Below are 24777 nucleotides of genomic sequence, written 5' to 3'. Positions count from 1 at the left end.
CGGCACGTGCGGCGCGGCGCGTGGGGCAATCGGGGTGCGCCGGGGGCCCCGTCAGCGCGGTTTGCGCAGACGCACGGGCCCGCGGATGGCCGCGGGATCGACCACGCGGCCCTGCTGCGTGATCTGGAGGCGTCCGGCCGCGGCAAGGCGACGCGCGGCGGCGCGGGCCGGTTCCATGAGCGGCTGCCAGTCCGCGGGGGCGACTAGGCGGGCCGCTTCGGACGGACAGATGCTGGCATCGCGCGGACGGGCGTCGAGCAGCGCGAGGATGGCCTGCTCCATCGCGGCGATCGGCGCCTCCGCGCCGCCGCGGCGGCAGGCGTCGCTGCAGTAGCGCACGGATTCCCACGTGCGCGCCCACGCCTTGCGCCATGTCATCGTGCGCCCGCAGCGCGTGCAGAGCTTCGTGGGCAGGTCTGACGGGCGTGCGGTGCGTGTTCTGGCGGTGGGCATGCGCGGTGGGTTGGCCTTGCGTAAGACGCTCGCTGGCGCCGCCGCGTGCCGCCGCGAGCGCGCGTGACTCGCGAGAGGCGTGCCGACTCGGATACTCTGCCTGCGTGATCAATCGACGCGACTTCCTTGGCGGTGCCGCCGGTGGCGCCGTGGCCGGCACGGCTGCCGGCTTCGTGTGGGCCCGGCAGACGCAGCCTGAACCTCCGCCGCCGCAACCCGCACCGCCTCCGCCGCCGCCGCCCGCATTGCCCGAACACGCGCGCCTGAGCTTCTCGCAGCAGGGCGAAGACATCGTGCTCTACCACGTGCTGCACGAGCTCATGAAGATCGAGACGCCCACGTACGTGGATGTGGGCGCCGCGTATCCGGTGGACGGCAACAACACCTATCTGCTCTACACGACCGGTGCGCGCGGTGTGCTGGTGGAACCGAACCCGGTGCTGGCCGCGCAGCTGCGCAGTAAACGTCCGGACGACAAGGTGGTGGAAGCGGGCATCGGCGTGGCCGAGGCGAAAGAAGCCGACTACTACCAGATCAAGGGCAACGCGATGCTCAACACGTTCTCGCCCGAGCAGGTGGCGGAGCTGCAACGCGGCAAGAGCGAGAGTGTGGTCGAACGTGTGGTGAAGATGCCGCTGCTCAACATCAACCGGGTGATCGAAGTGCACCTGGGACGCGCGCCCGACTTGCTCTCGACCGACGTGGAGGGGCTGGATGAGGCCATCATCCGCACGCTTGATCTGCGGCGGTTTCGTCCCGCGGCGATCTGCGCGGAGGCGGTGCCCACGATGAAGTCGGGCCGGGCGTCTACGCTCACGCGGTATCTCGCGGGGAAGGGCTACATCCCGCGGGGTGGGTCGGTCTACAACACCGTGTACGTGGACGCGCGGAGGATCTGAGGGCGCGCTGACGGTTCTTGTCGCGCCTGGGGCGGTCTTCGACACGGGCGCCTCGATCTGCCGAGAGTTCCGGTTCTGACGTCCGTGGCACCCTTCTTGTAGCCGGGCCGCCATGCGCATCACGTCGCGGTTCGTGCTCCTGGTCGCGGTCTGCACGGTCTGGCTCACGCCCGCACCGGCCACGCCACAAGGCAGCCTGGCGGACCTCGTGGCGCCATCGCGTCCCACGGACCTGCCCGGCACCGAGCAGGAGTCGATCGTGCGGGCCGTGGTTGGCCGTCTGGCCACGCTGGCCCACCTGCCCGCGGTCACGCCACAGGCGCCGACCATCACGGTGACCACGCTGGCCGCATCGCCCGCGGTGTTCAGCGTTGCCGTGAATGGTGGCGCGCCGTTGACGCTCAAGGTCGTGGGCCACATCTGGGACCCGCGCACCTATCTGCCGATAGCTGCCGCGCTGGGCGTGCGGCCCGAACCTGCCGCGACACCTTCCGCCGGTGCTGCCGAGGCCAACTTCGTCGAGGGCCTTACCGAGCCCTCGCTCGCGCACCTGATCGCTGAAGACACCCGCGTGAGCACCGCGCTGCGCGCGCAGCCGCGCGCGGCCGTGCTGCACGAACAGGCGGCGTTGCTGCTCGGGGCGATGGCGCTGCGTGAAGGCGCGAACCTCTACACCGACGGACGTCCTGCCTGGTCGCGCCTCACCGCGCATCTCACGATGGCGCGCGCCGTGAACGGAGCGGGCACGGCGAAGTCGTCACTGCCAGGACGCCTCGCCGATGCCGTGCTCCTGGTGGACGTGGGCCGCGAGATTGATGCTCTCGCCGCCCTTGCGCCCCTGGCCGCGGCAGAGCAGTCCGCAGCCGTGCGCGTCTGGGCCACGGCGTTGCGTGTGCGGGCCACCGGCGACTGGCGTCTCGTGGACCGGCCCGCGAAGAGCCCGACGATCGCGCGAGTCGCCTATGCCAAGGCGTACGCGTGGCGCGTGGGGCTGGGGCCTGTGCTGGCGTGGATGGACGATGCGAACCCTGACGTCGACCTGCCGCTGCTGCGTGTGCTCTTGTCGCAGCCACTCTCGGTAGCCGTTGGCAATCGGTTCTCTGCTGCCGGACTCATGGTGGAGCTGAATGAGGCGGAAGAAGCGGCACGCGCGTACGGCGTGGCCATCACCGACGATCCGACGGCGCTGCTGCGTGCCATCGGGCGGCCGACGGCGACCGGGCCCTTCCGCGTGCTCGACTGGCCGCTCGTGGCGTCTACGGCCGAGCGGCACATCCTGGCGCGCCTGAAGTCGCTCTACGATGCGCAGAGGCTTCTCGGCCAGCGTGAGCGCTTGCGGCAGATGCCCATCGAGCTCGAGAAGACGTTCGCGACGCTGCCGCTCGTGCCCACCGCGCTGGCGCTGATGGGTGGAGACGGCGCGGCGCGGCATCTGGCAGCGGCGGCGGCGATCGTCCGTGCGCGCAAAGACGCGATTCCCCCCGCGCTCTGGACGGCCCTGGTATACGAGGGGCAGCGAAGTGCGCGCTCCGTGTCATGGCCGACGGCGGATGTGTGGTTCAACCCGTGGCAACCCGATGGCACTGCGCTCACGACGAGCGATCGGCTGGCGCGCCAGGGCGCTCCGGCCCCGCCGCTGCCGATGGCGGAGGCGCTGCATCGACTGGCGCCGTCAGACACCTGGCTGTCGTGGCGGCTCGCCTGGTGGCGCGTGCCGTCCGGGCGTCCGACGATCGCCGCCGTGCGCGCGGAACTCGGGCCCGCCGTGGCCTATGACTCTGGCGCGATCTACCGCATGTTTCGCGGGCTCGACGGCACCCATCAGGAATACGTCGTGCTCGGCACCCAGATGTGCGAGCTCAACGTGGACCGCTGCGAAGAACTCGCGCAGGAATTGCTCAAGGAAGGGCGCGACGCGGAAGCGGCCGACGAGCTGCGCCGCTGGTTCAACCGGGCGCAGGACCGCGTGGCCGCATCGAACCGCGTGTTGTGGCTTACGCGGTATCTCCTCGATCAAGGCCAGGCCGCCGACGCCCGTGCCATCGCCGTGAGCGCCGACGACGTGGGGTCGGGTGCCGGCATGTTGACACTGGCGGAGGTAAAGGAACGACAGGGCGACCAGGATGGGGCAGAGGCCGGCTACAAGCGGGTGCAGGACAGATACGGCACCGCGTGGCACCTCGGGGCGTACTACCTCCGCCGCTGGAAGGCGACGGGAGATACCGCCCTGCGCGACCGTGGTCTGGCGCTCGTGGCGCAGTCGTTCCCGAGCGGATTCGAGGCCGTGCCGTCCGCCGGCGCGGCGCCGGTTGACGGCGTGGCCTTCACGAACTTCGGGGGGCGGGCGGCGAAGGCTGGCCTGCGGAAGACCGACATCATCGTGGGCGTAGACGGCGTGCGCGTGCGGTCTGAGGCGCAGTTCGACGTGCTGATGCGCGCCAGCCACGACACGGCCGTGCAGTTCACCGTGTGGCGTGATGGCGCCTACGCCACGGTGAAGGGCACGCTGCCGCAGCGGTGGCTGGGCACGGGGCTCCGCACGCACCGCCCGGGGGCGGGGGAGACGCAGTAGGCCACGGCGGGGGCGCCGTGGCATATACTAAAAGGCCGCGCGGTGAGGTGGCTGAGTGGCCTAAAGCGGCGGTTTGCTAAACCGTTGTAGGGGGTAAACCCCTACCCAGGGTTCGAATCCCTGCCTCACCGCCAGCATTTTCTGCGAATTCATTGGGCTTTTCGTCGATTTGGGCCCGTTTTCATCCAAATCTCGTATCCCTGCCTCTCTTCGAGATAAAGCATTCTCTGCGCTGGATTTAGCGGCGGGGCCCCACCCCCCGTCTCCAACATGTCTCCAAGACTCTGCTAGCCGCGAAGCGTCTGAGGGCGTCTCCCGGCACCTCCAGCAAGTGAGTCGCTGTCCAACGGCGACGGCACCCCGGTGCATGCACCGTTGACTGAAGCGCCTCGGTACCGCGCAGGTCTTGGATCGCCAGGGCGTGAGGCGGACGCAGACGCGCTATTTCCTTGACCGACCACCCGAGGGGGGGGTACAGTGCGGTCGCCTCCCCACGCCACACTGGCGGCCGATCTCACCCGATCCCCCCACGGTCGGAGTTCTTGATGCTCGCTCGATCTTCTGCGCGGTTCCTGGCCGCGTGCGTCCTGGCCTGCGCGACGCCTGCCCTGGCCCAGGTGACGACGTATCACTTCCACACCGACGCCTCGACCACGGCGAGCACGAAACAACTGCGGTCGACCGGGCCGGATGCGGCGCAAGTCGTTGTCCAGTCCGCGGCCCTCCAGGGGGTGGCCGCGGGCGAGAAGCTCGTTGCGCAGTTCGATACCGCCATCGGCGTGCCGAACACCGCCGGCAAGATTCCCACAGGGGCCACCGTGACGGCGACGGTGTGGATGCGCAAGACCGCGGCGCTCGGCACGATGTTTCCGCGCGTGAAGGTGCGGCTCAACAACAGCACGGGCACGTCGCTCTGCACGGCCACGGGCACGACGGCCCTTACGACCACGCTCACGGCCTACACGCTGACGTGTACGACGACGGCGCACGTCACGCTGACCGCGACGAGCCGCTACTACGTGTGGGCGGGCGTGAATCTCACGGCGGGCTCGAGCGCGGGCGCGTTCCGTGGCGAGCTGGGCCTGGAAGGCACGCTAAACGGCGCGGCGAACTCGCGCGTGGATATCCCGACGGCGCTGCCTGCGCCAACGATGACGAGCCTGACCCCCGCGAGTGGCGGCGTGGGCACGTCGGTGACCATTGCGGGCACGCACTTCCGGGATCAACAGCTGGGCAGCGTGGTGACGTTCTCGACCAACCGGACGGCCACCGTCACGAGTTGGTCGAACACGTCGATCGTGGCGACGGTGCCGGCGAGCACCATTACGGGCGCCGTGCGCGTGACGGTGGCGGGCACGAACAGCACCACGGCGACGTTCACGGTGGCCGCGCCGCCCACGATCACGGCACTCTCGCCGACCAGCGGCGGCGTTGGCGCGGCGATTACGCTGACCGGGACGGGTTTTGGCGCAACACTGGGCACGAGCATCGTCCGCTTCAATGGCGTCACAGCGACCACGACGGCGTGGACTGCCACGAGTGTCACGGCGGTCGTTCCGGTGGGCGCCACGACCGGTCCGGTCGTAGTCACGGTGAACGGCCAGAACAGCGCTGGCGCCGCGTTCACGGTGATTCCGCCGCCCACGCTGACCTCGCTCGCGCCGTCGACCGGTACTGTGGGTGCGGTCGTGACGCTGACCGGCACGAACTTTGGCGCCACGCCAGGCACGAGCGTCGTCTCGTTCAACGGCACCGTGGCGACACCCACCGCATGGTCGGCCACGAGCATGACCGCGCCCGTGCCGGTGGGCGCGGCAAGCGGGGCGGTCACCGTCATCGTGTCGGGCCAGACGAGCAACGGCCTGGCGTTCACGGTGATCCCGCCGCCCACCCTGACCTCGCTCACGCCATCCACCGGTGCCGTTGGGACGGTCGTGACCCTGACCGGCACGAACTTCGGCGCCACGCCAAGCACGAGCGTAGTCTCGTTCAACGGCACCGTGGCGACACCCACCGCGTGGTCGGCCACCAGCATCACAGCGCCCGTGCCGGTGGGCGCGGCAAGCGGGCCGGTCACCGTCACTGTGTCGGGCCAGACGAGCAACGGCCTGGCGTTCACGGTGATCCCGCCGCCCACACTGACCTCGCTCACGCCATCCACCGGTGCCGTAGGGACGGTCGTGACCCTGACCGGCACGGACTTCGGCGCCGCTCAGGGCGCGAGCGTGGTCGCGTTCAACGGCACTGTGGCGACTCCCACCGCGTGGTCCGCCACCAGCATCACTGCGCCGGTGCCGGCGGGTGCGACCAGCGGTGCCGTCACGGTGATTGTCGCGGGCCAGGCCAGTAATGGCGTGACCTTCGCGGTAGTGCCGCCCACGACCACGATTGCGATCACGCTGACGGAACCGTTCCCCGGCACGACCTTCAACGCGCCGGCCAGTGTGGCCCTGGCGGCGACGACCACGGGCGGGGCGATCGCTCGTGTCGAGTTTTACGACGGCCCGCTCCTTATTGGTACGGACTCTGCAGCGCCATACGCCGTGACGTGGACGTCGCCTCTCGAAGGCCCACACACGCTCATCGCCGTTGCCGTCGACCAAACGAATGCCGTCACACCATCAGATGCCATCCCGATCACGATCGCGCCGGCTGGAACGACTCTTGGGACGCTCGCCATGCCGGTTCCCACACCGCCAGCCGGCGTGTACGGCCCCGGGCAGACCGTGACGCTCACGGCGGCTCAGGGAGCCACGATCCGCTACACGTTGGATAGCAGCACCCCTGACACGACGTCGTCAGCGTATTCCGGGCCGGTGACGCTGACGGCATCCGCCACGCTGAAGGCGCTGGCCATGCAGGCCGGGTGGACCGACAGCGCACTCTTGACGGCCGAGTACGTCATCGACACGGTCGGCCCCACGATCGTCGCCACCCTCACCCCCACCCCTAACTTGAACGGATGGAACACCTCGCCTGTCACCGTGTCGTTCGCGTGTGCCGACGCCTCACCTGTCGCTACGTGCCCTGCGCCGGTGGTCGTCAGTCAGGAGGGCGCGGGTCAGGTCGTGAATGTGACGGCGACAGATAGCCTCGGCAATCAGTCTTCATCGGCGGTCACGGTCAACATCGACCTTACGTTCCCGTCGATCGTCATGACGAATCCGGCAGGGCAAATGACCACCACCGCGGCTTCACTGAACCTGACTGGCACCGCTGCGGACACGCTGTCGGGTCTGAGCAGCGTCTTGTGTAACGGTGTGTGGACCACCCCTGCCGGGAATCAGGTGGAATGTGCAATCGACCTGCAGCCTGGCGTGAACACCGTCACCATCAGCGGCGTCGACATGGCCGGCAACAGTACCTCGGCCGCCGTCACCGTGACGAGACAGGGCACACCCACCATGCTGTCGATTTCGCCCGCGGCACCAACCCTCGCCGTCGGCGAATCTCGGACCTTGACCGCCGTGTCAGAATTCGGTCCGGTCGCGAACGGTGTGATTTGGACGCAGGATCCGCCAGGCATCGCAACGCTCACGGCAGACGCCGAGCCGACGCTGGTGGCCGTAGCGCCCGGTGTTGTGACATTGACCGCTACCGCCGGCACCGTGACGGCCACGACGACCGTGACCGTCGCGAACGGCCCGCTGACGGTTGGCACACCAGTGTGGAACGTAGCGCCCACGCCGGGAACCGTCGCCGGAGCGCCCATCTATCCCAATCGCGTCTACGAAGACGGCGCAGACCTATTCGCCGTGGAGACGAACGTACTGAGTCAAACAACGCGCGTTCACGCTCTGGACGCGCACGGGCGAGTGCTGTGGTCTGAGCACGCTGCGGGCGAACCCCTCTTCGGCGACGCGTTCGGCGGCATCCTTGGGCTGGTGCGCTACCCGGAGACCCCCACTGTAAGTAGCATTGTGCGTTTCGGGGGGGGGCGGCGCTGTTCCGTGGCGCTACGACTCGGCAGGCTCGATCGATAGTCGACCAGTGCAGACGCCTGGAGGCCTGATCGTGGCGCTCGAGCAGGACAAATTCCTGGGTCTGGCTGGGGCCACCGGTGCTGTAAGTTTCCGCACCGACGTCCCAACGTCCGTGGTTCGCACGCGCTACGTTGGTGCTTGCCAGTACGAGCCCTCCACCAGCACGTTCCCAGACTACCTTGGACCCATGTCGGTGGGTGACGATGGCGCCGTCTATTTTCAGCTCTACAACCAGTCGGTTGATTGGACCATCTCCGACTGCCCGCCTGGGCAGGCGTCAACAGGGGTTTTCAGTTACACAACGGACCTCTTCCTCGCTCGCCTTGCTGCTGACGGCGCGCTCACGAAGCAGCTCATCTATCGCTACGTGCAACCTCCGACATCTACCTCTGACGGGGGGGCGACGCAGCGCATCAGTCAGCCTGGCCCGTCGACGCCGGATGGCCAAGGTGGGATCCTCGCGTCCTGGGACCTCTACACGTTCTCGAGCAATCCAACCACCCTCGAGGCGCACGTCACAAGGGTGAGCAGCGCGATTGACGATCACGTCGTGGCCCCGCGCTTCGGACCCGGCGGCCCTCCGCCGAACCTATTCACCAACTCGCCCCTTGCCTTCGTCGGCGACAACGGCACGGCGTATCTGCAGGATCCGTCTGGTGTGACGGCGCTGAACGCCGCGACATGGACTACTGTGTGGTCGAGCCCTGACCAAGGCAAGGTTGTCGCAGCGCATCAGGATGGCGGCGCGACACTGCTGCGGTCTGATGGCATGCTACAAAAGAGAGACGCACAGGGCGTGGCTACCAACCTTGGGATGTTGGGCGTGTCGGACCCGGTGCAAACACGCCTCGGCTTGTGGTCCGGGATGGCGAACGGCGTACTGACATCTGTCTGGGGGCCTGCAGTCAGTGAATCTGTGTTCGCATTCGACGCGGCGCTCGACCCGGGCGACGGCGTGCCAAGCGGCAGCTGCTCAGGGGGCTGGTGCGGCTAGGTCGCGCTTCTTCACTACGCGGGAGCGAGCGGCCCTAGCGGCGCTGGACTTCATCTATCCGACTTCCGCATCGAAGAGCTGGGAGTACGGCGGCAAGATTTGCGAGGGTCCGGCCGGCACGTTTGTCTGGTCCGAGATCAAGACGGACTTCCAGCAGGCAGAAGTCGACCTGAATTCCTTGCCATGCGTCGGGCGCAGCTACACTGCTCGTTTCCACACGCACCCGCCAATTGAGGGATCCTTGGGGCCGCCTGGAGGAGACCTGACGAACGCTGACCTTGAGTCGGGGATTCCGCACTACGTGATGCAGGTTCGGCCGAACCTGCCGGCTCAGAGGCAGACGATCAAGTACTGGAATCCCGAACCGACGCCCGGTCCACCGTCGAATCGAAAGTCTCGCCAAAACAGCTGCGAGCGCGTGGGGACGGTGTGGCAGCCATGGACCGTGGGTGGAGCGAGTCCGACCGCGAATTGCACGACGCCAATCCCATGACGATACGCTGCAAGATCTCCCTTGCGAAGGCGGCCGCACTTGCTGTGATTGCAGCGAGCGGCTGCAACGTCCTTCCTCTGCCGAGCGTTAACTCAGGCGTGCCGGTGGCCGTCACCTGCCCGTCAGGCGCCGAGGCCGGCGTTTTTGGTGAAGACGTGAGCGCGCGTGATTCGTGGGTGGTCTCCCAGGCGTCTCGAGCACTTGGACGCGTCGGCATCACCAAGGTATGGTGCGGAACAACACACGATACGATTCGAGTGATCTGGGTGCGGAGCACGCTCCCGATGGTCGTCGTGTCGTTTCAGAGATCGAGTTCGGGGACTGCCGAGATGGTCGAGTTCCAAGACCCGCGTTCGTTGCCGCCCCTCGCTGTTCCGGGCATAGCGACGCGCAGAGCCGCACCCGTGTTGTCGCCAGAGCTGGACAGCGTCGCGTCTGCCATTGAGGCTGCGGGTTTCTGGAGTGCCGACGTGGCCCGTCAGACACGTCCGGAGGGTGGAGACGGCTGGATCCTTGAGGTGCGAAAAGGCCAGAAGTACAAGGCCGTCGTTAGGCAGAGCATCCGCGACGAGCAGCTCGACCCGATCGTGAATCGGTTGTTCGACTTGGTTCACCGAGAGGGCCCAAGAATGCGGTAACAAGTCCAGACGGTATCCCTGGTTGGTCGGCGCGGCCGGTAGGCACCGTCATGAACCCGATGGGCACCCTTGAAACCCCGGCAACTTTATTGCTGGTCTCGATGACTTTCTTGACTTTGTTCCGCGAACTCCATCGAAGTGTGACATCGAGGCCGTGCGCCGTGCTGCAGCGCAATAGCCGCTTCGTGGCCCTCATCGCTGGCGTCGGCTGCTTAGCGATTGTTGGGACAGTCGGCGGTGAGGCGGGTGCACAAACGACCTTGCGGACGCGCACGGTCTTTTTCGACACCTTTCCGATCACGGACAAGCTGCACACCGACGACGAGGTCGTCATTGTGGAGATGCGGGCCGACGAGGCGGTCACCGACAAAAGTCTCTCGGGATTGGCCGCGCTTCGCTCAGCGGCGCGCCGTCGAACTGCCATAGTTGCGACTGTCGACGTTGCCGAAGTAAGGGGCGAATCGGCGCTAGACGGTGCCTGGGTTCACACGGTCTTCCGAGGCACGGTGGCTCAGGTTCACCGTATCGGCCCAGACGTGGATCGCCGTCACCGGATACGGAATGGAGAGCGCATCGAGTTTCACGTTAGCGGTGGCGAGATCAACGTTAGAAACGTCATAGTCAGGGCGCAACCTGTCATCCCGTTTCCAGCGTCTCGTCAGTACATCGTGTTTCTGTCTGGCAGACAGGGCGAACAAGGCCTGAACGTGACCGCTACACCGCTGCTCGTTGACGGCGAGAATCTCGTTGCCGTGGCGTCGGCGAACAGTTCGATGGCTGGCCTAACCTTGGGAGATCTGAGGCGTGCGGTCCGGCGATGACGGTCTTGTGGGAGCCGCCACGAGCCCTCGTCGAGAGTTCGATACGGCAGGGCCAGAGTTCAGTTGTCCACGCTCATGTGACCGGGGCGTAGAGCCCGTCGACGCGCTTGTGGTTGACCCGCCGGCCTTCCTGCCGCAGCTTCAAGTCAGCCGCGCGCGTCTCTCGACTCGGGGAACAGCGCGCCGCGCTCGTGCTGTTCTCGATATCTGGGCAGTGACCTGGGGCCGGTCACGCACTTGAGACGTCCGACGCCAATGGAGAGCGTCAAGCCGGGGAAATGGCTCTTTCGGTCCAGTGCTTCCCAGCGGGCGTCAAGAGCAGCGTCTCCACCAGGTCTCCAAGACACCGGCGGAATCTCGGGGACCGCCGAGAACGGTTGCGGACATCCTCATGCCCGCAACCCATTGGGACTCAAATTCTTATCGCCAGAAGTCGCGCGCCATCAACAAGTTAGAAAGACGCACCCTTAGAATTCGAATCCCTGCCTCACCGCCAATCCGGCTTCGCCGCATCGGCGCTCGGCTCGTCTTCAGGCACGCCGCGATCGCCTGCGGCGCTCGCGAGCGGGCACGAATCCCTGCCTCACCGCTGGGCTCCAAAGCTCTGCAAGCCGCGAAGCGTCTGAGGGCGTCCCGCCGGTCGCAGACCCTGAGCCTGTCGAAGGGCTCCTCCAGCGGTCGATCGCCGCATCCATCGCCGCCGGACTCGCTGGCTCGGCAGCCCGATCGTCTAGCCGCGGCGCGCGCCAAGCGAATCGGCAAGCCTGATCAGCGATACTCCAGTGAGTTCGCGACTCACGGAGCCGAGATGGCCAAAGTCCAGTCAATTCGCAGCAAGGCTGCGAAGCGCACCGCGTCGCCCTCGCTGGTGCACCAGTTCCTCATCGTGCTGAGCGGTACCGACCCGCTCGTGTGGCGGCGTATCCGAGTGCCCCAGAAGTACTCGTTCTGGGACCTGCACGTCGCTATCCAGGACGCCATGGGCTGGCTCGACTACCACCTTCACGAGTTCCGGCTGCTCGACGCCGATGAGCAGGCGGTCGTGTCGATCGGCATCCCGGACGACGACGAACCCGAGGCTCGGCCGGTCCTGCCCGGATGGGAAGTCCCCCTTTCCAGGTTCTTCGAGCGGCGGGCCTGGCACGCGCCGCCAGCCGTCTACGCGTACGACTTCGGCGACGACTGGGAACACGTGGTCGTGCACGAGGGGATGGAGCCGGCCGAGGCCGGGTTGTCGTACCCGCGCTGTGTGTCGGGCGCGCGCCGGTGCCCGCCAGAGGACTGCGGCGGCGTCCACGGCTTTGCGGAATTCCTGAAGACGATCGCGGACCCGACGCATCCGGAGCACGAGTCGATGTTGCAGTGGTCTGGCGGGGACTACGACGCAGAGGCCTTCACGCCCGAAGCGGTGATGTTCGACGACCCGAAGAAGCGCTGGAAGAAGGCGTTCGAGGAATAGCCTCAACGCAGGGAGCTGCATGGCTCCAGGGCCTTGCCATTCGGTATTCCAGAACGGCGGGGAGCGCCCGTCGATGGCCCAGGTGGCGGGAGATCTGTCGCTCAGTGCGTCCCAGGTGCATGCGTCGCTGAAGCGTCTCGTGCGATCTCGACTGCTCGACGCCCAGACCGGTCGCCCTCTGCTGAAGGCGGTCGAAGAGTTCCTCGTCCACGCAGTGAAATACGCATTCCCCGCCCAGCGTGGGGAACCGACCCGCGGTTTGCCGACCGCGCATGCGGCTGCGCCGCTGCGCCACCAGATCGTCAGTGCGGGCGAGCTGCCGCCTGTGTGGCCGGATCCCGATGGCGAGGTGCGCGGGGGCAGCTTCGAGCCACTGCACAGGGGCGTGCCAAATGCTGCTCGAAAGGACCACAGGCTCTACGAACTGCTAGCCCTCGTCGACGCGCTCCGGGATGGGCGTGTGCGTGAGCGGAAACTGGCTGAGAAGGCGCTGAGCGCGCTTCTTCGGAGCCTGTTGCGTGGCTGACCCAAACCGCGCGCTCTTCGAGTCGGTCGTGCGGCTACAGGCGCCCGTGCTCGAGAACTCAAGACCGGCACGCCGCAAGATCTCGGCGTCAGAAGGCGTTCTTGCGTTTAGGGGAGACCTGTCCGCAAGAATTCAGAAGGCTGGGTGTCTGGGACGAACTTCGCCAATCGCTGGTTAAGGCGGCGTAGTCTTCGGCGGCGCCGCCTACGACGTCGGCGCGTCCCCTGTAGTCTCGAGAATCATCTCGATCCAGAGTTCCAGCGTCAGGTCCTCGCGGTCCGGCCGGCCCAGTGTGGGCCGCAACTCGTCCCGGTAGCGGGACCGGAGCAGATCCGTGTCGAGCCCCGGGCCTCGCGCCAGGGCCAAGACGTCTTCACGATCGCGGTCGGTGTTGCGCGCCAGCTTGGCCAGCACCAGGTCGTGACACTCGAAGGCCAGCAGCCTCACGTGAGCCAGTCCCTCGACGTGCATGTCGATGAGCCGCGACTCGTAGTCGTCCGGCACCTCCGCGACGGTGACGACATCGATGTACGCGCGATGGCGCCGGTGCAGTGGGCTGCCCCTGCCGGCGCGCCGAGCGATCTCGGCGACCTCCGCACCGCGAACGTCGACGACGTCCACGTCGATCGTCGACCGAGTCACGCCGTAGTGCTCGGTGAGGACGAAACCGCCGAAGCAGTGCAGGTCACACGGGGACGAGAGTTCCTGGTCGAGCGCCTCGAAGAACGTGCGCCACGGTTCGTGCAGGACCTTACGCCGCATCGGGAATGTCTGCCACCGTCAGATTCGTCAATAAATTCCAGTGCGCGGCGTCGGGTGGGCGATGCTGCCGCAGCCACCGCCGCTCGGCATCCGACAGCCTGGCCCGGAAGGCGCCCTCGGCCGCAAGACGCGACCGCTCCAGCGCGGCGCGCGCGAACGTGAGCTGCGCCCGGGCTTCGGCCTGGCCATCGCGTTGCGCGGCCTCTGCCGCCAGCGACACCAGGAAGCCCAGGCGGTTCTGCAGGTCGTCGGCCTTGGCGTGGCGGACCAGCCACGTCCAGTCGAGGTCGGCGTGCGCGACCAGTACCCAGACGAGCGCCTCCACGACCCGGGCGTCGACATCCGGCGCGCGCAGACAGCGAAGGACCACTTCGGCGGGATTCCTGCGCTCGCGACGCCGTGGGCGATCCGCGAATCGCGCGTAGCCGAGCGCCGCGAGCGCTCGCGCGGCCCCGCCGGCGCCATAGGCGTCGCTGTCTGCTGAGGCCGGCAGGGTCGACGGCGCCATCCTGAGCAGGCGAGCCAGGGTGCCCGCCAGCGCTGCTGGTACGGGGCGTGCGCCCCGTTCGAGCAGGCAGACGTAACCCTGCGACACGCCCAGGCGCGTGGCGAGTTCGGCCTGCGTCCATTGACGGGCCGTCCGGGCGCGCTTCAGCTGCAGACTGGTCACGGATCGATTATTACATCATCTGTAATATCGATTGTGCGCGAATGACAGGCAGCCGATGCCCCGCCACGCGCCCCGCGGCGACGTTGTGCAGCGTCACGGCGCCACGAGCCACCCACCGAGACCGGATGCGACCGTGCACGCCGAAGGTCAGTGACGCGTTCGGTCCTGACAGCGACACCGGACCGAGTGCGCCTGCACCCCGCTGGTTGGCCGGCAGCTGGGCACAGGCAGCCGTCGAACCGGAATCGAGCCGGCGTCGCCTGACCGGTTCTATGATGGAGCCGCCGTGTTGAGACGCCTCGTCGATCTGGTGATCACGGCCGCGCGCCAGGCCGTTCCCGTGGGCGGCATCTTCGCGCTTGGCTGGCAACCGCAGGTGGCCGTGGCCGTCTACTGGATCGAAAGCGTGCTGCTCGCGGCGATCGCGGCGCTGCTGTGCGTGCGGCTGCGCGACAGCACGTCAGGACCGCCGCCTGCCGGGTCGCTCACCAGCGGTCTCAATCCGCGGGACGTGCTGGGGTTCCACTGGGGCAGCTTGACGATCTTCGGCGTGTTCTTCGCGGCGATTCTCTTCATCCTGACGATGAACGGTCGCATCGCGCCGATGAACTGGATCGAGTTGCGCGGCGCGGCCACCGGCATAGCGGTCGTGCTCGCCGCGGGTTTCGCGTTGGATTCCCTGCTGCTGCCGGATCCCACCGTCGCGGCGGTGCAGGCCCGCGTCGACGCCTGCCTGGCCCGGTGGGCGCTGATGTGGCTGCTGGGCTTCGGTGGCATCATCGCCATGGCGTTCACCGGACGGCCGGAGATCTTCTTCCAGTGGTTCGCGGTGCTGAAGCTGACCTGGGAGGGATGGGGGCTCATGGCCCGGACGTTCGGCTGGAAGTCGCTCAAGGAGCGCGCCGCGGCCGGCCGGGGCTGACTCGTCCGCGCGTTCCAGACCGAGTGGCTGGGTATCTGGGACGAACTTTGCAACTGGATGGTGACGGCGGAAGGTCCGGGTGGGAAACTGGCAGCTTGGATGTGTTGACAACGTGTATACATGGCACTAGTCTCGAACGACGACGGTTCGGGGCACCGAGCCAGGAGAGTCTCTGATGCCGACCGCGACAGTACGCACACGGGTCATCAACCTGCGCACCGACGAGGCGCGTCGTGCGCTCATCGACCGCGCGGCCGAGGCGCTGGGGAAGGATCGGACCGAGTTCATGCTCGATGCCGCCACCCGCGAAGCCCAGTCGGTCCTCCTGGATCGTCGCCTGTTTCATCTGGATGAGGCGGCGTTCCGGCGATTTTCGAAGGCGCTCGATGCGCCCCCAAAGGCCAGTTCGCGCCTGCGCAAGCTGCTCGCCACCCCCGCGCCCTGGGAGCGATGAGTCGCACGGTCAGCGCGCCGCACCCGCTCACCAGCGCGCACGACGTCTCAGCCTTCGATTGCGCAGTTCCCGAGCTGAACGACTGGCTCAGGCGCCGGGCGCTGCAGCACGACGCCGCGCGCGCCTCGCGGACGTTCGTGGTCACTGGTGACGGCCGCGTGGTGGGGTACTACGCGCTGGCCACCGGTGCGGTCGCTCACGCGATGGCCACGGGCAGGGTCCGGCGCAACATGCCGGAACCGATTCCGGTCATGGTGATTGCCCGGCTGGCCGTCGACCACGCATATCAGGGGACGGGCCTCGGTTCGGCCCTGCTCCGGGATGCGCTGCTGCGCACGCTCGCGGTCTCTGAGGCTGTGGGCATCCGCGCGGTGCTGCTGCACGCCATGTCGGACGAGGCGAAGCGCTTCTATCTGCACCACGGTTTCGCGGAATCACCGGTGGACCCGATGACGATGATGGTCCTTCTCGCCGATGTCGAAAAGGCCGTCCGCCCGTAACGCTGCCCCGAAAGCGATGACGACGGCCGTCGTGTCCACACACGTGCGCCAGCAGGTCGACCAGTGGGCCTCGCGGTGGGTCCCCGCGACGTCGCTCCTTCCGAAGTGATGGAGGGTGCACCATTCTATGGTTCACGAGGCGGGGAAGCGTACCGCCGCCGTGTCGAAACTCTACGCACTCGTCCGTCTACTCGGGCGAGGACACCGCACCCGACTCCAGGGAGACACCATGGCGAGACGTCCGACTCGAGCTTCTGCTCAGAACGCCGAAAGACTTCAGCGACGGAGTGCCTACGCGCCGGCTGCGGGGGCCGTCCAGATGTCTCAACGCGTCTTTGACGCCCGTCCCGATCGCGCAGATTTCCGCGACCTGCCTTATCGTCCGCCGCTGCGGTCACTGCCGCCCGTGTGGCCGACGCCCGCTGACCTCAAGCGCCTGCTTCCGTCCTACGTGAAGGCTGGCCTCGTGCTGGACCAGGGCACCGAAGGCGCGTGCACCGGTTTCGGGCTGGCCTGCGTGGCCAACTACCTGCTGTGGATGCGACGCGGCACAGCGCGTTCGAAGTTCGCGCCCGTCAGCCCGCGCATGCTCTACGAGCTGGCCAAGCACTACGACGAATGGCCGGGAGAGAAGTACGAGGGCTCGAGCTGCCGTGGCGCGCTCAAGGGCTGGCACAAGCACGGCGTGTGCGCGTCGAAGTACTGGCCGTATCCATTCAACCAGGCTGGAGAGGCAGTGTTCGTGCCGCCCGCGAAGGAGTGGAGTGCCGACGCACTGGCGAGAACGCTGGGCGTGTACTACCGCGTGGAGCGCTCGTCGGTCATCGACCTGCAGGCCGCCATCGTCAACATCGGCGCCGTGTACGTGTCGGCGCGGGTGCATGCCGGCTGGGACACGCTGGCAGGCTCGCGGGCGCGCCGCGCGCCAACCTCGCACAAGGAGGTGGCCGAGATTCCGATTCCGGCCAAGCTCGGCCCACTCGGCGGTCATGCCTTTGCCCTGGTGGGCTACGACGAACGAGGCTTCATCGTGCAGAACTCGTGGGGGGCGCGGTGGGGCTCCGGCGGATTCGCGCGGCTGACCTATGAAGACTGGGTGGCGCACGGCACGGACGCCTGGGCCTGCGCGCTCGGCGTGCCGGCCGTGGAGTCGAAGGCCCGCGCCCGAACCATCCGCTGGCACGTTCCGTCCGGCCGCGCACTGGTGACGCTCGACCGCGCGCAGGGATCACCCAACAACCCGAGCGACGATCCCTGGCCGTTCGACCACGAGTTCCTGTTCAAGGAGTACGAGCCGATCTCCACCGCCAGCGCCTACGAGCACACCCTGGTGACCGGCAACGACGGCGAGGTCGTGGTGCGCGACGTGACCAAAGGCGGTCCATCAGGAGCCGCTGATTGCGTGCGGGAACTGGCGCTCGAGTTGCCGCTGGCCTGGCTGAAGAAGCGGCCGGAAGCCACCGTGAAGCTCGCGCTCTACGCGCACGGCGGGCTCAATGCCGAGGACGGCGCGATCCAGCGCAATCGGGTGCTCGCGCCCTACTTCACGGCCAATGGCATCTACCCGCTGTTCGTGGCGTGGCGCACCGGCTTCGGCGAGACGATCGGCTCTCTCGTCGAAGACTGGCTGCGGAAGATTCCGGGCTTCGACACCGACCGAGCCACGGGATTCGGCGAGTGGCTGTCGGACCAGCGCGACCGGGCCATCGAGCTGGTGGCCAGACCTCTCGGGCGCGGCATCTGGGGGGAGATGCGCGAGAACGCCGAACGCTCCACCCGGGCGGGCCACGGCCTCGACCTGCTCGCCCGGAATCTCGACCAGTTGCGCGCCAGACTCGCCGCGCAGGGCAAGACGCTGGAGCTGCACCTCGCCGGGCATTCCGCCGGCGCCATTCTCCTCGGGCACTTGCTCGAGCGCGCCATGATGCCAGGAGCACCGACGCTGCCGAAAATCGGGACGTGCACGCTATTCGCACCGGCCTGCTCGGTGGGCTTCGCGAATCAGCATTACGGCGCGGCCGATGCTGCAGGGCTGCTCAAGCTGGAGAAGTTGTGGATCAACTGCCTGCAGGACAACATCGAGAAGCGCGATGCGCTGCCGAGCCCTGGCAAACCGATCTACGGAAAGTCGCTGTTGTACATGGTGTCACGCGCGCTTGACGACAGCCGCAAGATGCCGATTCTTGGGCTGGAGCGCGTGCACCTGCCGAAGTACGTGAACGACGACGATCAGTGGGCCGACAGCCGTCTCGCCGATGTCAAAGCGTGGCAGGCCATGTGGCTGGGGCGCGGCGGCAGTGCTCGCACGAACGTCATTCCAGACCAGGACGTGCCCTACACGCGCATCGGCGGCCGCACGCAGGCGACGCACGGGTCGTTCGACAACAACATCGCCGTGTGGACCACGACGCTCGAACGAATGTCGGGTCGTCAACTCGCGAAGCCGATGGAGTGGCTGGATTTCTAGGGCTCGAGCGGCCTGCAACGGCGGAAGACGCACTCGGCACGGCCCTGGCGGTGCGCCAGGACGCCTGCCTCGTGAATATGGCGTGCCCCTCCGTGCCGGCCCTGTGGCGTGGGCCGGCACGGTCGGCTGCAAGCCGCGCTACTTCACCCTGACGCGGATGCCATGCGCGTCGGCGCGCTCGATGCCGCTGGCGTCCACGTTCGAGATGGGCACGAGGCCGCGTACCTCCATGTCACGTCCGCCGGCCTTCAGCTTCATCACGAGCAGCCCGGGCGTTGAGCCCGTCGACGAATGCGGATCGCCACTGAGCGGCGTGGGCCCGCGCAGCGACCCGAAGAAGAACCTCCGGTCGGGCGATTCGCCGATGAGGTCCACCGTGGGGTCGGCGCTGAACGGCGAGATGAGGTCCACCGTGTTCACGCGCTCACCAGAGACGCTGTCGAAGACCTCGGCCACGTTGGCGCCGCGGTCGAAGATCCACGTGAACCGCTCGTCCTTCGTCACCGCGGGGCCGTGCGCATCGCGGTCGTGCGTCAGCTGGTCTTCGTAGAGCATCTGCAGCGCCGGCACGTTGGGCGGGTTGGACGCCTGGTAACCCGTCATGGGAAAGCGATACACCGCGAAGCCGTCGAGGTTGTTCGCCGTGCCGCCACCGCCGTCGGCAAACACCCACCCCTTCGCCTCGATGAAGCCGCAGCCGTTCGCGGGCACGGTCGCGGCGTCGTACTCACCCACGATCGCCATCGGCGTCGCCGCCCAGTCCACCATGAACATCCCGCCGCCGCGCAGGCTCACGAACGCGGGGCCGTTGTTGGAGGCCACGAAGGGGCAGATGGGCGCGGCGTCTGGACGCAGGCCCGCCGCCTGGCGCGGGAAGCCGTTCGGCGTGAGTCCATTGGCCAGGTCCACGGCATGCGACGGGTCGTAGGTGAACGTGTTGGTCGCATAGTCGGTGCGCACGCGCTCGAACCGCTTGCCGTTCTGGTTGGCGACGAGCAGGTACTGGTCGTCTTCCGTGGGCCAGCCGGCGTGCGCCTGTCGGGCGCCGCCCGCGCCCGCGGCCATGCGCAGGCACGCCAGGGGCGCGCGCGATACCGCGTTGTAGAACACCACGTGGCCGGACGCCACGAAGGCCAGGGCGGCGTGGGTGTTGGCCTTGTTGAAGACGATCATGTGCGGCCGCACCGGCGCCACCCCGGTGGCGCTCAGGCAGAGCGCCGTCGTCGCCCCGGCCAGATCGATGATTTCGGCAGGCGCGGCGGCGCCGGAGCCGACCTTCTCGAGGTCACGGCCGTTGAAGATGTGGATGGCACCGCCGTAGGCGAGGCCCCTGGAGTTGCTCTGGTCCACGAGCCACACTTCGTATTGCTTCGCCTTGTCCTTGCCGCCGTTCGTCGCCCCCGCGTGTGCAGCGGGTGGAGCGGCGGCGGCGAGAGCGGTCAGTACACAGGCAAGCCCGCGCAGGGCGTTTTCAATCGACATCGTCACGTTCCTCTCGTAGTGGGCGAGGGGCGAGCGGCATCCCGGCGCCAGTCGCTCCGCTACGATAAGCGCAAGCGGAGCCTGAATCGGCTCGCCGTGGCATCACCCGCCGCCCGCCATCACCCTGCGAACGCGCCAGCACGTCGACTGCTGAGCGCGGCACTACCCTGATTGAGTCGGCCGATGTCCGAGAAGCGGTAGAGCGCACCTCACATCGCCTGGCCGCCCGATTGCACCGCCATCCTCATTCACATGGGCCAGACGCACTGGCGGGAGGAGCAACGATGGTGGTGTCAATGTCGCGGTGGGTGATGGCGGGTGTGTTCGTCGTGGCGGGATCGATCGCGGCCGCGAGCGCGCAGACGCCGGTGGTGATGGCGCAGGGGCTCGATAACCCGCGCGGAATGGCGTTCGGGCCCGACGGCGCGATCTACGTCGCCGAGGCCGGGCGGGGCGGCACGAGCACGTTGTGCCTCGCCGTGCCCACGGGGCCAGGGCAGCGCTGCTACGGCCCGACCGGCGCGGTGACGCGTGTGCTCACCGGCACGCCGCTCCGGCAGGGGCGTGTGCTCGGCGGTCTGCCCTCGCTGGCCGTGCAGTCGGGCGCGGAAGCGGCCGGTCCGCACGATATCGACTTCGGCTTCGGTGCCGCCTTCATCACCGTGGGCTCGGGCGGGGATCCCGCCACGCTCCAGCCCTTCCGTCAGGCCGGCATTCCCTTCGGCAATCTGCTGCTCGTGAACTACACGGGGCAGATCACGCCGATCGTGGACGTGGCCGCGCATGAGACGGCCGCCAATCCCGATGGCGGTCTGCTCGACTCGAACCTCTACAGTCTCGAGATCACCAACACCCGTGGTCTCGTGACCGACGCCGGCGCGAATGCCCTGCTGCAGATCGCGCCCAACCTCAGCATCTCGACACTCGCGGTCTTTCCGGCGCGCACCGTGGCCGGCCCGGGGGGCAACGTGCAGATGCAGAGCGTGCCCACGGCGGTGGTCGAGGCCCTCGACGGCAGCATCTACGTGGGCGAGCTGACGGGCTTCCCCTTCCCGGTCGGCGGCGCCAACGTGTACCGCATTCCCGCTGGCGGCGGCACGCCCACGGTCGTGGCGACGGGCTTCACCAACATCATCGACATCGCGCTCGGACCCGACGGCGCGGCCTACGTGCTCGAGCACGACACCAACAGCCTGCTCACGGCCGGCAACATCGGCCGGCTCGTGAAGATCGGGCCGTTCGGCTTCCAGACGGAGCTGGCGGCCGGCCAGCTCGTCGACCCTGGCGCCCTGCTCATCGGTGCCGACAACGCCGTCTACGTGAGCGTGAACAGCAAGTCGGCGGGCACCGGCCAGGTCGTGCGTATCACGCAGTAGCGTACGCGTGTCATGGGTCGCCGGGGAATGCGATAGCATCGGCGCACGAGAACGGCTTCCGTGTTTCCCGACGACACCATGGACACCCCCGTCCCGTCCCCTGATCTTCATTCCCGCATCGAGCGCCGGCTGTGGCTGCTGCACCGCGGCGCCGACAAGGCCGAGGCCCGCATGAGCGCCAAGTTCGGGCGTCGCGAGTTCCGCGTCTATGTGAACGGCGAGCTGCTCTGGTCGCGCAACTACGCGATCGACGACACGGCGCGCTTCGACGCCGATGCCGCGGCGAAACACGCCGAGTTCCTGGGCCTGGGCTGGGCCGCCGCCGACGCCGCGCCCGAGGCGTAGGCGCGATGCACGCGCGCAATCGCTGTCGCGACGGCTACGACTTCGCGCGTCTCACCGCGGCCCATCCGCCGCTCACGCCGTTCGTCGTGCGCAGTCCGCGCGGCGATGCCACGATCGACTTCGCGGATCCGGCCGCTGTGCTGGCGCTCAATCAGGCGCTGCTCAAGGACGCCTACGGCGTGCAGTGGAGCCTCCCGGCCGGTGCGCTGTGTCCGCCCATTCCCGGACGCAGCGACTACGTGCACCACGTGGCGGATCTGCTCTCCGGCGGCGACGACACCGCGATTCCTCGCGGGCCTGACGTGCGCATCCTCGACATCGGCGCCGGCGCGAGCTGCATCTACCCGATCATCGGCGCCAGCGAGTACGGCTGGCGGTTCGTGGCCACGAACATCGACCAGGCCGCGCATCGCTGGGCGCGGCAGGTGGTGCGCATCAACCGGCCCATCGCGACGCTCATCGAAGGCCGATACCAGTCCGATCCGCGATCATGCTTCGCCAACGTGACGACGCCCGGCGAACGCTTCGCCGCGAGCATGTGCAATCCGCCGTTCCATGCGTCCGCGGAGGAGGCGGCCGCCGGCTCCGCGCGCAAGCGCCGCAACCTGAAGCTCGCGCCCGACGCCGCGGCCCTGAACTTCGGCGGTGAGGCGAATGAGCTCTGGTGCGACGGCGGCGAGGTGGGCTTCATCGAGCGGATGATCGCTGAGAGCGCCACACGTCCGCAGCTCTGTTTCTGGTTCACGACGCTGGTCTCGAAGAGCGCCCATCTGCCGCGCCTGCGGCGGGCGATCGCACGCGCGGAGGCCACCCACGTGCTCACGATCGACATGGCGCAGGGGCAGAAGCAGAGCCGTCTGCTGGCGTGGACCTTCATGCACGCCTGAACGGCGCCCGTCGCGGGGCCGCGCGTGCGTACGACCCGTCATTCCCGCGATAATGTCGGGATGATCGCCGATCCCGTGGCCGCGCTGCGCGACCTCGTCACTTGCCGCGTCTTCTTCGGCCATCAGTCCGTGGGCGCCAACGTGCTCGATGGCGTGCGCGACTGGCTGGCCGCGAGCGACCTCGTCTGGCCGATCGTGGAGGCACAGGCGGCGCCTCCTGCCGGCGGGGCGCTCATCCATGCCGCGGTTGGCCGCAACGGCCAGCCGCGGTCGAAATGTGAGGATTTCCGGCGGGCCCTCGACGCCGGCACGCTGGGGCACCTGGACGTCGCCGCGCTCAAGTTCTGCTACGTGGATGTCCAGACCGATGCGGACGCCGGGACGCTCGCCGAGGAGTACCGCGCCACGCTCGACGATCTGGCGCATCGCCATCCGGCGACGGTCATGATGCCGGTCACCGTGCCTCTGACACACGTCGACGGCGGGCTGGGGGTGTGGGCCCGCGAGGTCCTCGGGCGCCCCAACACCGCGAAACTGCAGAATCTCGCGCGGCAGGTCTTCAACGATCGCGTGCGGCAGGGCGCGGTGGCGTCGCCGCCCTTCGATCTGGCGCGCGCCGAATCGACGCGTCCTGACGGCACGGCCGAGGTGTTCACCTATCGTGGGCGTCGCGGCGAGAGCCTGGTGGCGGCCTACTCGGACGACGGGCGCCATCTGAACGCCGCCGGGCGCCGCACGGTGGCGGCGACGTTCCTGCAGGCGCTGGCCGCGGCGGTCAGCGCGTCCCGGCCGCGTCGCGCGGGTGCGCCTGACGGGCGCGCCTGAGGACGGTCCAGCTCGCGGTCTCCTGCCGGTCGGGATAGGCCGTCGACAGATACGCGCCGTAGGTTTCCAGCGCGAACGCCGTCGTGCGCGCCAGGGTCGCGTACCGCGGCACCAGCACCACGTCGACGTCGGCGAAGACGTCCGCGGCCGGCCGGGCCGCACCTTCCGCGAGGAACCAGAGCCAGCTGTTGCGTGGCGGCGGGAAGCCGAGCACGAACGGCAGGGCGTTGACCTGGTCGAGCACCAGGACGCGGACCGGCGCGCCGGCATCGAACAGACGCGCGGCGGCCAGCAGGCTCTGCACGTACTGGTGCTGACTCAGCGGATCGCGCAGCGGGGAGTCGCGCAGCGGGCTCAGCACCCGATGGGCACTGCCGGCCAGCGCGGCTTCGACGTCGCTCGGGTCGGCCGGCACGGTCAGCCCGCGCAGGTTCGTCTCCGCGATTCGAACGATCCGGTCGTCGCGGGTCGCCGCGCGGGCGTAGGCGGTGAGCGTCGCGGCGTGGCCGGTGACGGTGAGCAGCGGCCAGGCCATGACGGCCAGCAGCAGCGCGGGTGCTGGCCGTCCTGTGGCGCCGTCCGGCACGTGCAGCAGCGCGCGGTACAGCAGCCAGCAGGCCACGAGGGCCACCGGCATGTCACCGGCCTGGGCGTTCTGCGAGCGGACGACCGCGCCGAGCCCGATGATCACCACGCTCGCGACGACGGTGGCGCCATCGAGCCAGTGGCGCTGCCACAGCCAGGCCAGACAGCACGCCACCGCGGCGGTCAGGGCGAACTGCTCGCGGTTCGCCACGAGCGACAACAGGTGCGAGGTCAACTCGACTCGCGCGTAGCCGCCGGTGGCCGCCCCCCAGATGTCGGCCAGGTAGGCGTGGTTGTGCGGAAGCGCGGCATGGCCTGCGAGTGCTGCGAGGGCGGCGAGCCATGCGCGCCAGTGCCGGCGCATGTGCGGCATCAGCACCAGGCCCGCGAGCACGGCCGCGGCGCCAGCCACCGCGTAGGTGATCTTCAGATAGAAGAGGAAGGTCAGCAGCGTGGCGCCGAGCAGGGCCTCCGTCCATGGCCGGGCCATGCCCGGGCGGGGCGACGCGAACACGGCGAGGCAGAGGATCGTCAGTGCGCTCCAGCCCCAGCGGTTGTACGACATGGCCTGGGAATAGGCGTTCGGGGCGTCTCCGACGTTCGAGGGCAGCAGCACGAGCAGCGTCACCTGGAGCGCGAACAGCACGGCGGGCACCCGTGGCAG

General features: G+C 68.2%; 22 protein-coding genes and 1 tRNA gene. 17 read left to right on the top strand and 6 right to left on the bottom strand.

The window, feature by feature from the left end:
• Nucleotides 1-51: 51 nt before the first annotated feature.
• Nucleotides 52-453, bottom strand: coding sequence for a DUF2256 and DUF3253 domain-containing protein (locus Q0C41_RS19005; RefSeq protein ID WP_291986315.1), 402 nt, complete (start codon nt 451-453; stop codon nt 52-54).
• A gap of 104 nt (nt 454-557) precedes the next feature.
• Between Q0C41_RS19005 and Q0C41_RS19000 the strand changes: the two genes are divergently transcribed.
• The 3 genes from Q0C41_RS19000 to Q0C41_RS18990 all read left to right on the top strand — a co-directional run bounded on the left by Q0C41_RS19000 (nt 558) and on the right by Q0C41_RS18990 (nt 4058).
• A complete protein-coding gene (locus Q0C41_RS19000; protein ID WP_291986313.1) occupies nt 558-1352 on the top strand; it encodes an FkbM family methyltransferase in 795 nt (264 codons plus the stop codon).
• A 112-nt stretch (nt 1353-1464) separates the two neighbouring features.
• Nucleotides 1465-3924 (top strand): PDZ domain-containing protein, encoded by a 2460-nt coding sequence (locus Q0C41_RS18995; protein WP_291986311.1) that lies wholly within the window; start codon nt 1465-1467, stop codon nt 3922-3924.
• Nucleotides 3925-3965: 41 nt separating this feature from the next.
• A tRNA-Ser gene (locus Q0C41_RS18990) sits at nt 3966-4058 on the top strand.
• A 494-nt stretch (nt 4059-4552) separates the two neighbouring features.
• Here Q0C41_RS18990 and Q0C41_RS18985 read toward each other — a convergent pair.
• Entirely contained in the window at nt 4553-4855 is a 303-nt protein-coding gene (locus Q0C41_RS18985) for a hypothetical protein (protein WP_291986309.1), read from the bottom strand.
• An 88-nt stretch (nt 4856-4943) separates the two neighbouring features.
• Here Q0C41_RS18985 and Q0C41_RS18980 point away from each other — a divergent pair, with 88 nt between their 5' ends.
• From Q0C41_RS18980 to Q0C41_RS18955, 6 genes are all read left to right on the top strand, one after another.
• Complete coding sequence (locus tag Q0C41_RS18980; RefSeq protein WP_291986307.1) at nt 4944-7907, top strand: IPT/TIG domain-containing protein; 2964 nt, start codon at nt 4944-4946, stop codon at nt 7905-7907.
• A 31-nt stretch (nt 7908-7938) separates the two neighbouring features.
• The gene (locus tag Q0C41_RS18975; protein WP_291986305.1) at nt 7939-8901 is read left to right on the top strand and encodes a hypothetical protein; all 963 of its coding nucleotides are present in this window, start codon (nt 7939-7941) and stop codon (nt 8899-8901) included.
• A 489-nt stretch (nt 8902-9390) separates the two neighbouring features.
• Nucleotides 9391-10032, top strand: a complete 642-nt coding sequence (locus Q0C41_RS18970; protein ID WP_291986303.1) for a hypothetical protein — start codon at nt 9391-9393, stop codon at nt 10030-10032.
• A gap of 50 nt (nt 10033-10082) precedes the next feature.
• Complete coding sequence (locus Q0C41_RS18965) at nt 10083-10853, top strand: hypothetical protein (RefSeq protein ID WP_291986301.1); 771 nt, start codon at nt 10083-10085, stop codon at nt 10851-10853.
• Nucleotides 10854-11661: 808 nt separating this feature from the next.
• The gene (locus tag Q0C41_RS18960; protein WP_291986299.1) at nt 11662-12312 is read left to right on the top strand and encodes a plasmid pRiA4b ORF-3 family protein; all 651 of its coding nucleotides are present in this window, start codon (nt 11662-11664) and stop codon (nt 12310-12312) included.
• A gap of 73 nt (nt 12313-12385) precedes the next feature.
• Nucleotides 12386-12838, top strand: a complete 453-nt coding sequence (locus Q0C41_RS18955; protein WP_291986298.1) for a hypothetical protein — start codon at nt 12386-12388, stop codon at nt 12836-12838.
• A 204-nt stretch (nt 12839-13042) separates the two neighbouring features.
• On the opposite strand, the gene Q0C41_RS18950 is transcribed toward Q0C41_RS18955, so the two are convergent.
• Entirely contained in the window at nt 13043-13600 is a 558-nt protein-coding gene (locus Q0C41_RS18950) for a DUF6036 family nucleotidyltransferase (protein WP_291986296.1), read from the bottom strand.
• The gene (locus Q0C41_RS18945) at nt 13590-14270 is read right to left on the bottom strand and encodes a helix-turn-helix transcriptional regulator (protein WP_291986294.1); all 681 of its coding nucleotides are present in this window, start codon (nt 14268-14270) and stop codon (nt 13590-13592) included. The genes Q0C41_RS18950 and Q0C41_RS18945 overlap by 11 nt, the downstream gene beginning before the upstream one ends.
• A gap of 286 nt (nt 14271-14556) precedes the next feature.
• Between Q0C41_RS18945 and Q0C41_RS18940 the strand changes: the two genes are divergently transcribed.
• From Q0C41_RS18940 to Q0C41_RS18925, 4 genes are all read left to right on the top strand, one after another.
• Nucleotides 14557-15192 carry a DUF6498-containing protein gene (locus Q0C41_RS18940; RefSeq protein ID WP_291986292.1) on the top strand — a complete coding sequence of 212 codons (636 nt, stop codon included), beginning with the start codon at nt 14557-14559 and terminating at the stop codon, nt 15190-15192.
• A 175-nt stretch (nt 15193-15367) separates the two neighbouring features.
• The gene (locus Q0C41_RS18935; RefSeq protein ID WP_291986290.1) at nt 15368-15646 is read left to right on the top strand and encodes a DUF1778 domain-containing protein; all 279 of its coding nucleotides are present in this window, start codon (nt 15368-15370) and stop codon (nt 15644-15646) included.
• Complete coding sequence (locus Q0C41_RS18930) at nt 15643-16146, top strand: GNAT family N-acetyltransferase (RefSeq protein WP_291986288.1); 504 nt, start codon at nt 15643-15645, stop codon at nt 16144-16146. The genes Q0C41_RS18935 and Q0C41_RS18930 overlap by 4 nt, the downstream gene beginning before the upstream one ends.
• 319 nt (nt 16147-16465) lie before the next feature.
• The gene (locus Q0C41_RS18925) at nt 16466-18613 is read left to right on the top strand and encodes a C1 family peptidase (RefSeq protein ID WP_291986286.1); all 2148 of its coding nucleotides are present in this window, start codon (nt 16466-16468) and stop codon (nt 18611-18613) included.
• Between the two features lie 138 nt (nt 18614-18751).
• On the opposite strand, the gene Q0C41_RS18920 is transcribed toward Q0C41_RS18925, so the two are convergent.
• Complete coding sequence (locus Q0C41_RS18920) at nt 18752-20095, bottom strand: hypothetical protein (protein WP_291986284.1); 1344 nt, start codon at nt 20093-20095, stop codon at nt 18752-18754.
• A 284-nt stretch (nt 20096-20379) separates the two neighbouring features.
• Between Q0C41_RS18920 and Q0C41_RS18915 the strand changes: the two genes are divergently transcribed.
• The 4 genes from Q0C41_RS18915 to Q0C41_RS18900 are packed head-to-tail and all read left to right on the top strand — an operon-like array spanning nt 20380 to nt 23528.
• Complete coding sequence (locus Q0C41_RS18915) at nt 20380-21471, top strand: ScyD/ScyE family protein (protein WP_291986282.1); 1092 nt, start codon at nt 20380-20382, stop codon at nt 21469-21471.
• A gap of 60 nt (nt 21472-21531) precedes the next feature.
• The gene (locus Q0C41_RS18910) at nt 21532-21816 is read left to right on the top strand and encodes a hypothetical protein (RefSeq protein ID WP_291986280.1); all 285 of its coding nucleotides are present in this window, start codon (nt 21532-21534) and stop codon (nt 21814-21816) included.
• Nucleotides 21817-21821: 5 nt separating this feature from the next.
• The gene (gene rlmF / locus Q0C41_RS18905; RefSeq protein WP_291986278.1) at nt 21822-22703 is read left to right on the top strand and encodes a 23S rRNA (adenine(1618)-N(6))-methyltransferase RlmF; all 882 of its coding nucleotides are present in this window, start codon (nt 21822-21824) and stop codon (nt 22701-22703) included.
• 60 nt (nt 22704-22763) lie between these two features.
• Nucleotides 22764-23528: a hypothetical protein gene (locus tag Q0C41_RS18900; protein WP_291986276.1), complete on the top strand. Its 765-nt coding sequence runs from the start codon at nt 22764-22766 to the stop codon at nt 23526-23528.
• Here the strand turns inward: Q0C41_RS18900 and Q0C41_RS18895 are convergent.
• Nucleotides 23479-24777 (bottom strand): hypothetical protein (locus Q0C41_RS18895; RefSeq protein ID WP_291986274.1); only part of this gene is annotated, 1299 nt, incomplete at its 5' end. The genes Q0C41_RS18900 and Q0C41_RS18895 overlap by 50 nt on opposite strands.

Origin of the sequence: Luteitalea sp. (assembly GCF_022842525.1) — a bacterium.
Classification (GTDB): Bacteria; Acidobacteriota; Vicinamibacteria; order Vicinamibacterales; family Vicinamibacteraceae; genus Luteitalea.
This window is presented reverse-complemented; position numbering and strand designations above follow the sequence as displayed.

What these genes read in the sequence shown, in the direction of transcription:
- Q0C41_RS18950 (WP_291986296.1), bottom strand. Translation starts at nt 13,600, where the DNA reads ATGCGGCGTAAGGTCCTGCACGAACCGTGGCGCACGTTCTTCGAGGCG.
- Q0C41_RS18930 (WP_291986288.1), top strand. Translation starts at nt 15,643, where the DNA reads ATGAGTCGCACGGTCAGCGCGCCGCACCCGCTCACCAGCGCGCACGAC.
- Q0C41_RS18960 (WP_291986299.1), top strand. Translation starts at nt 11,662, where the DNA reads ATGGCCAAAGTCCAGTCAATTCGCAGCAAGGCTGCGAAGCGCACCGCG.
- Q0C41_RS18920 (WP_291986284.1), bottom strand. Translation starts at nt 20,095, where the DNA reads ATGTCGATTGAAAACGCCCTGCGCGGGCTTGCCTGTGTACTGACCGCT.
- Q0C41_RS18915 (WP_291986282.1), top strand. Translation starts at nt 20,380, where the DNA reads ATGGTGGTGTCAATGTCGCGGTGGGTGATGGCGGGTGTGTTCGTCGTG.
- Q0C41_RS18935 (WP_291986290.1), top strand. Translation starts at nt 15,368, where the DNA reads ATGCCGACCGCGACAGTACGCACACGGGTCATCAACCTGCGCACCGAC.
- rlmF (WP_291986278.1), top strand. Translation starts at nt 21,822, where the DNA reads ATGCACGCGCGCAATCGCTGTCGCGACGGCTACGACTTCGCGCGTCTC.
- Q0C41_RS19005 (WP_291986315.1), bottom strand. Translation starts at nt 453, where the DNA reads ATGCCCACCGCCAGAACACGCACCGCACGCCCGTCAGACCTGCCCACG.
- Q0C41_RS18900 (WP_291986276.1), top strand. Translation starts at nt 22,764, where the DNA reads ATGATCGCCGATCCCGTGGCCGCGCTGCGCGACCTCGTCACTTGCCGC.
- Q0C41_RS18965 (WP_291986301.1), top strand. Translation starts at nt 10,083, where the DNA reads ATGAACCCGATGGGCACCCTTGAAACCCCGGCAACTTTATTGCTGGTC.
- Q0C41_RS18995 (WP_291986311.1), top strand. Translation starts at nt 1,465, where the DNA reads ATGCGCATCACGTCGCGGTTCGTGCTCCTGGTCGCGGTCTGCACGGTC.
- Q0C41_RS18955 (WP_291986298.1), top strand. Translation starts at nt 12,386, where the DNA reads ATGGCCCAGGTGGCGGGAGATCTGTCGCTCAGTGCGTCCCAGGTGCAT.
- Q0C41_RS18970 (WP_291986303.1), top strand. Translation starts at nt 9,391, where the DNA reads ATGACGATACGCTGCAAGATCTCCCTTGCGAAGGCGGCCGCACTTGCT.
- Q0C41_RS18925 (WP_291986286.1), top strand. Translation starts at nt 16,466, where the DNA reads ATGTCTCAACGCGTCTTTGACGCCCGTCCCGATCGCGCAGATTTCCGC.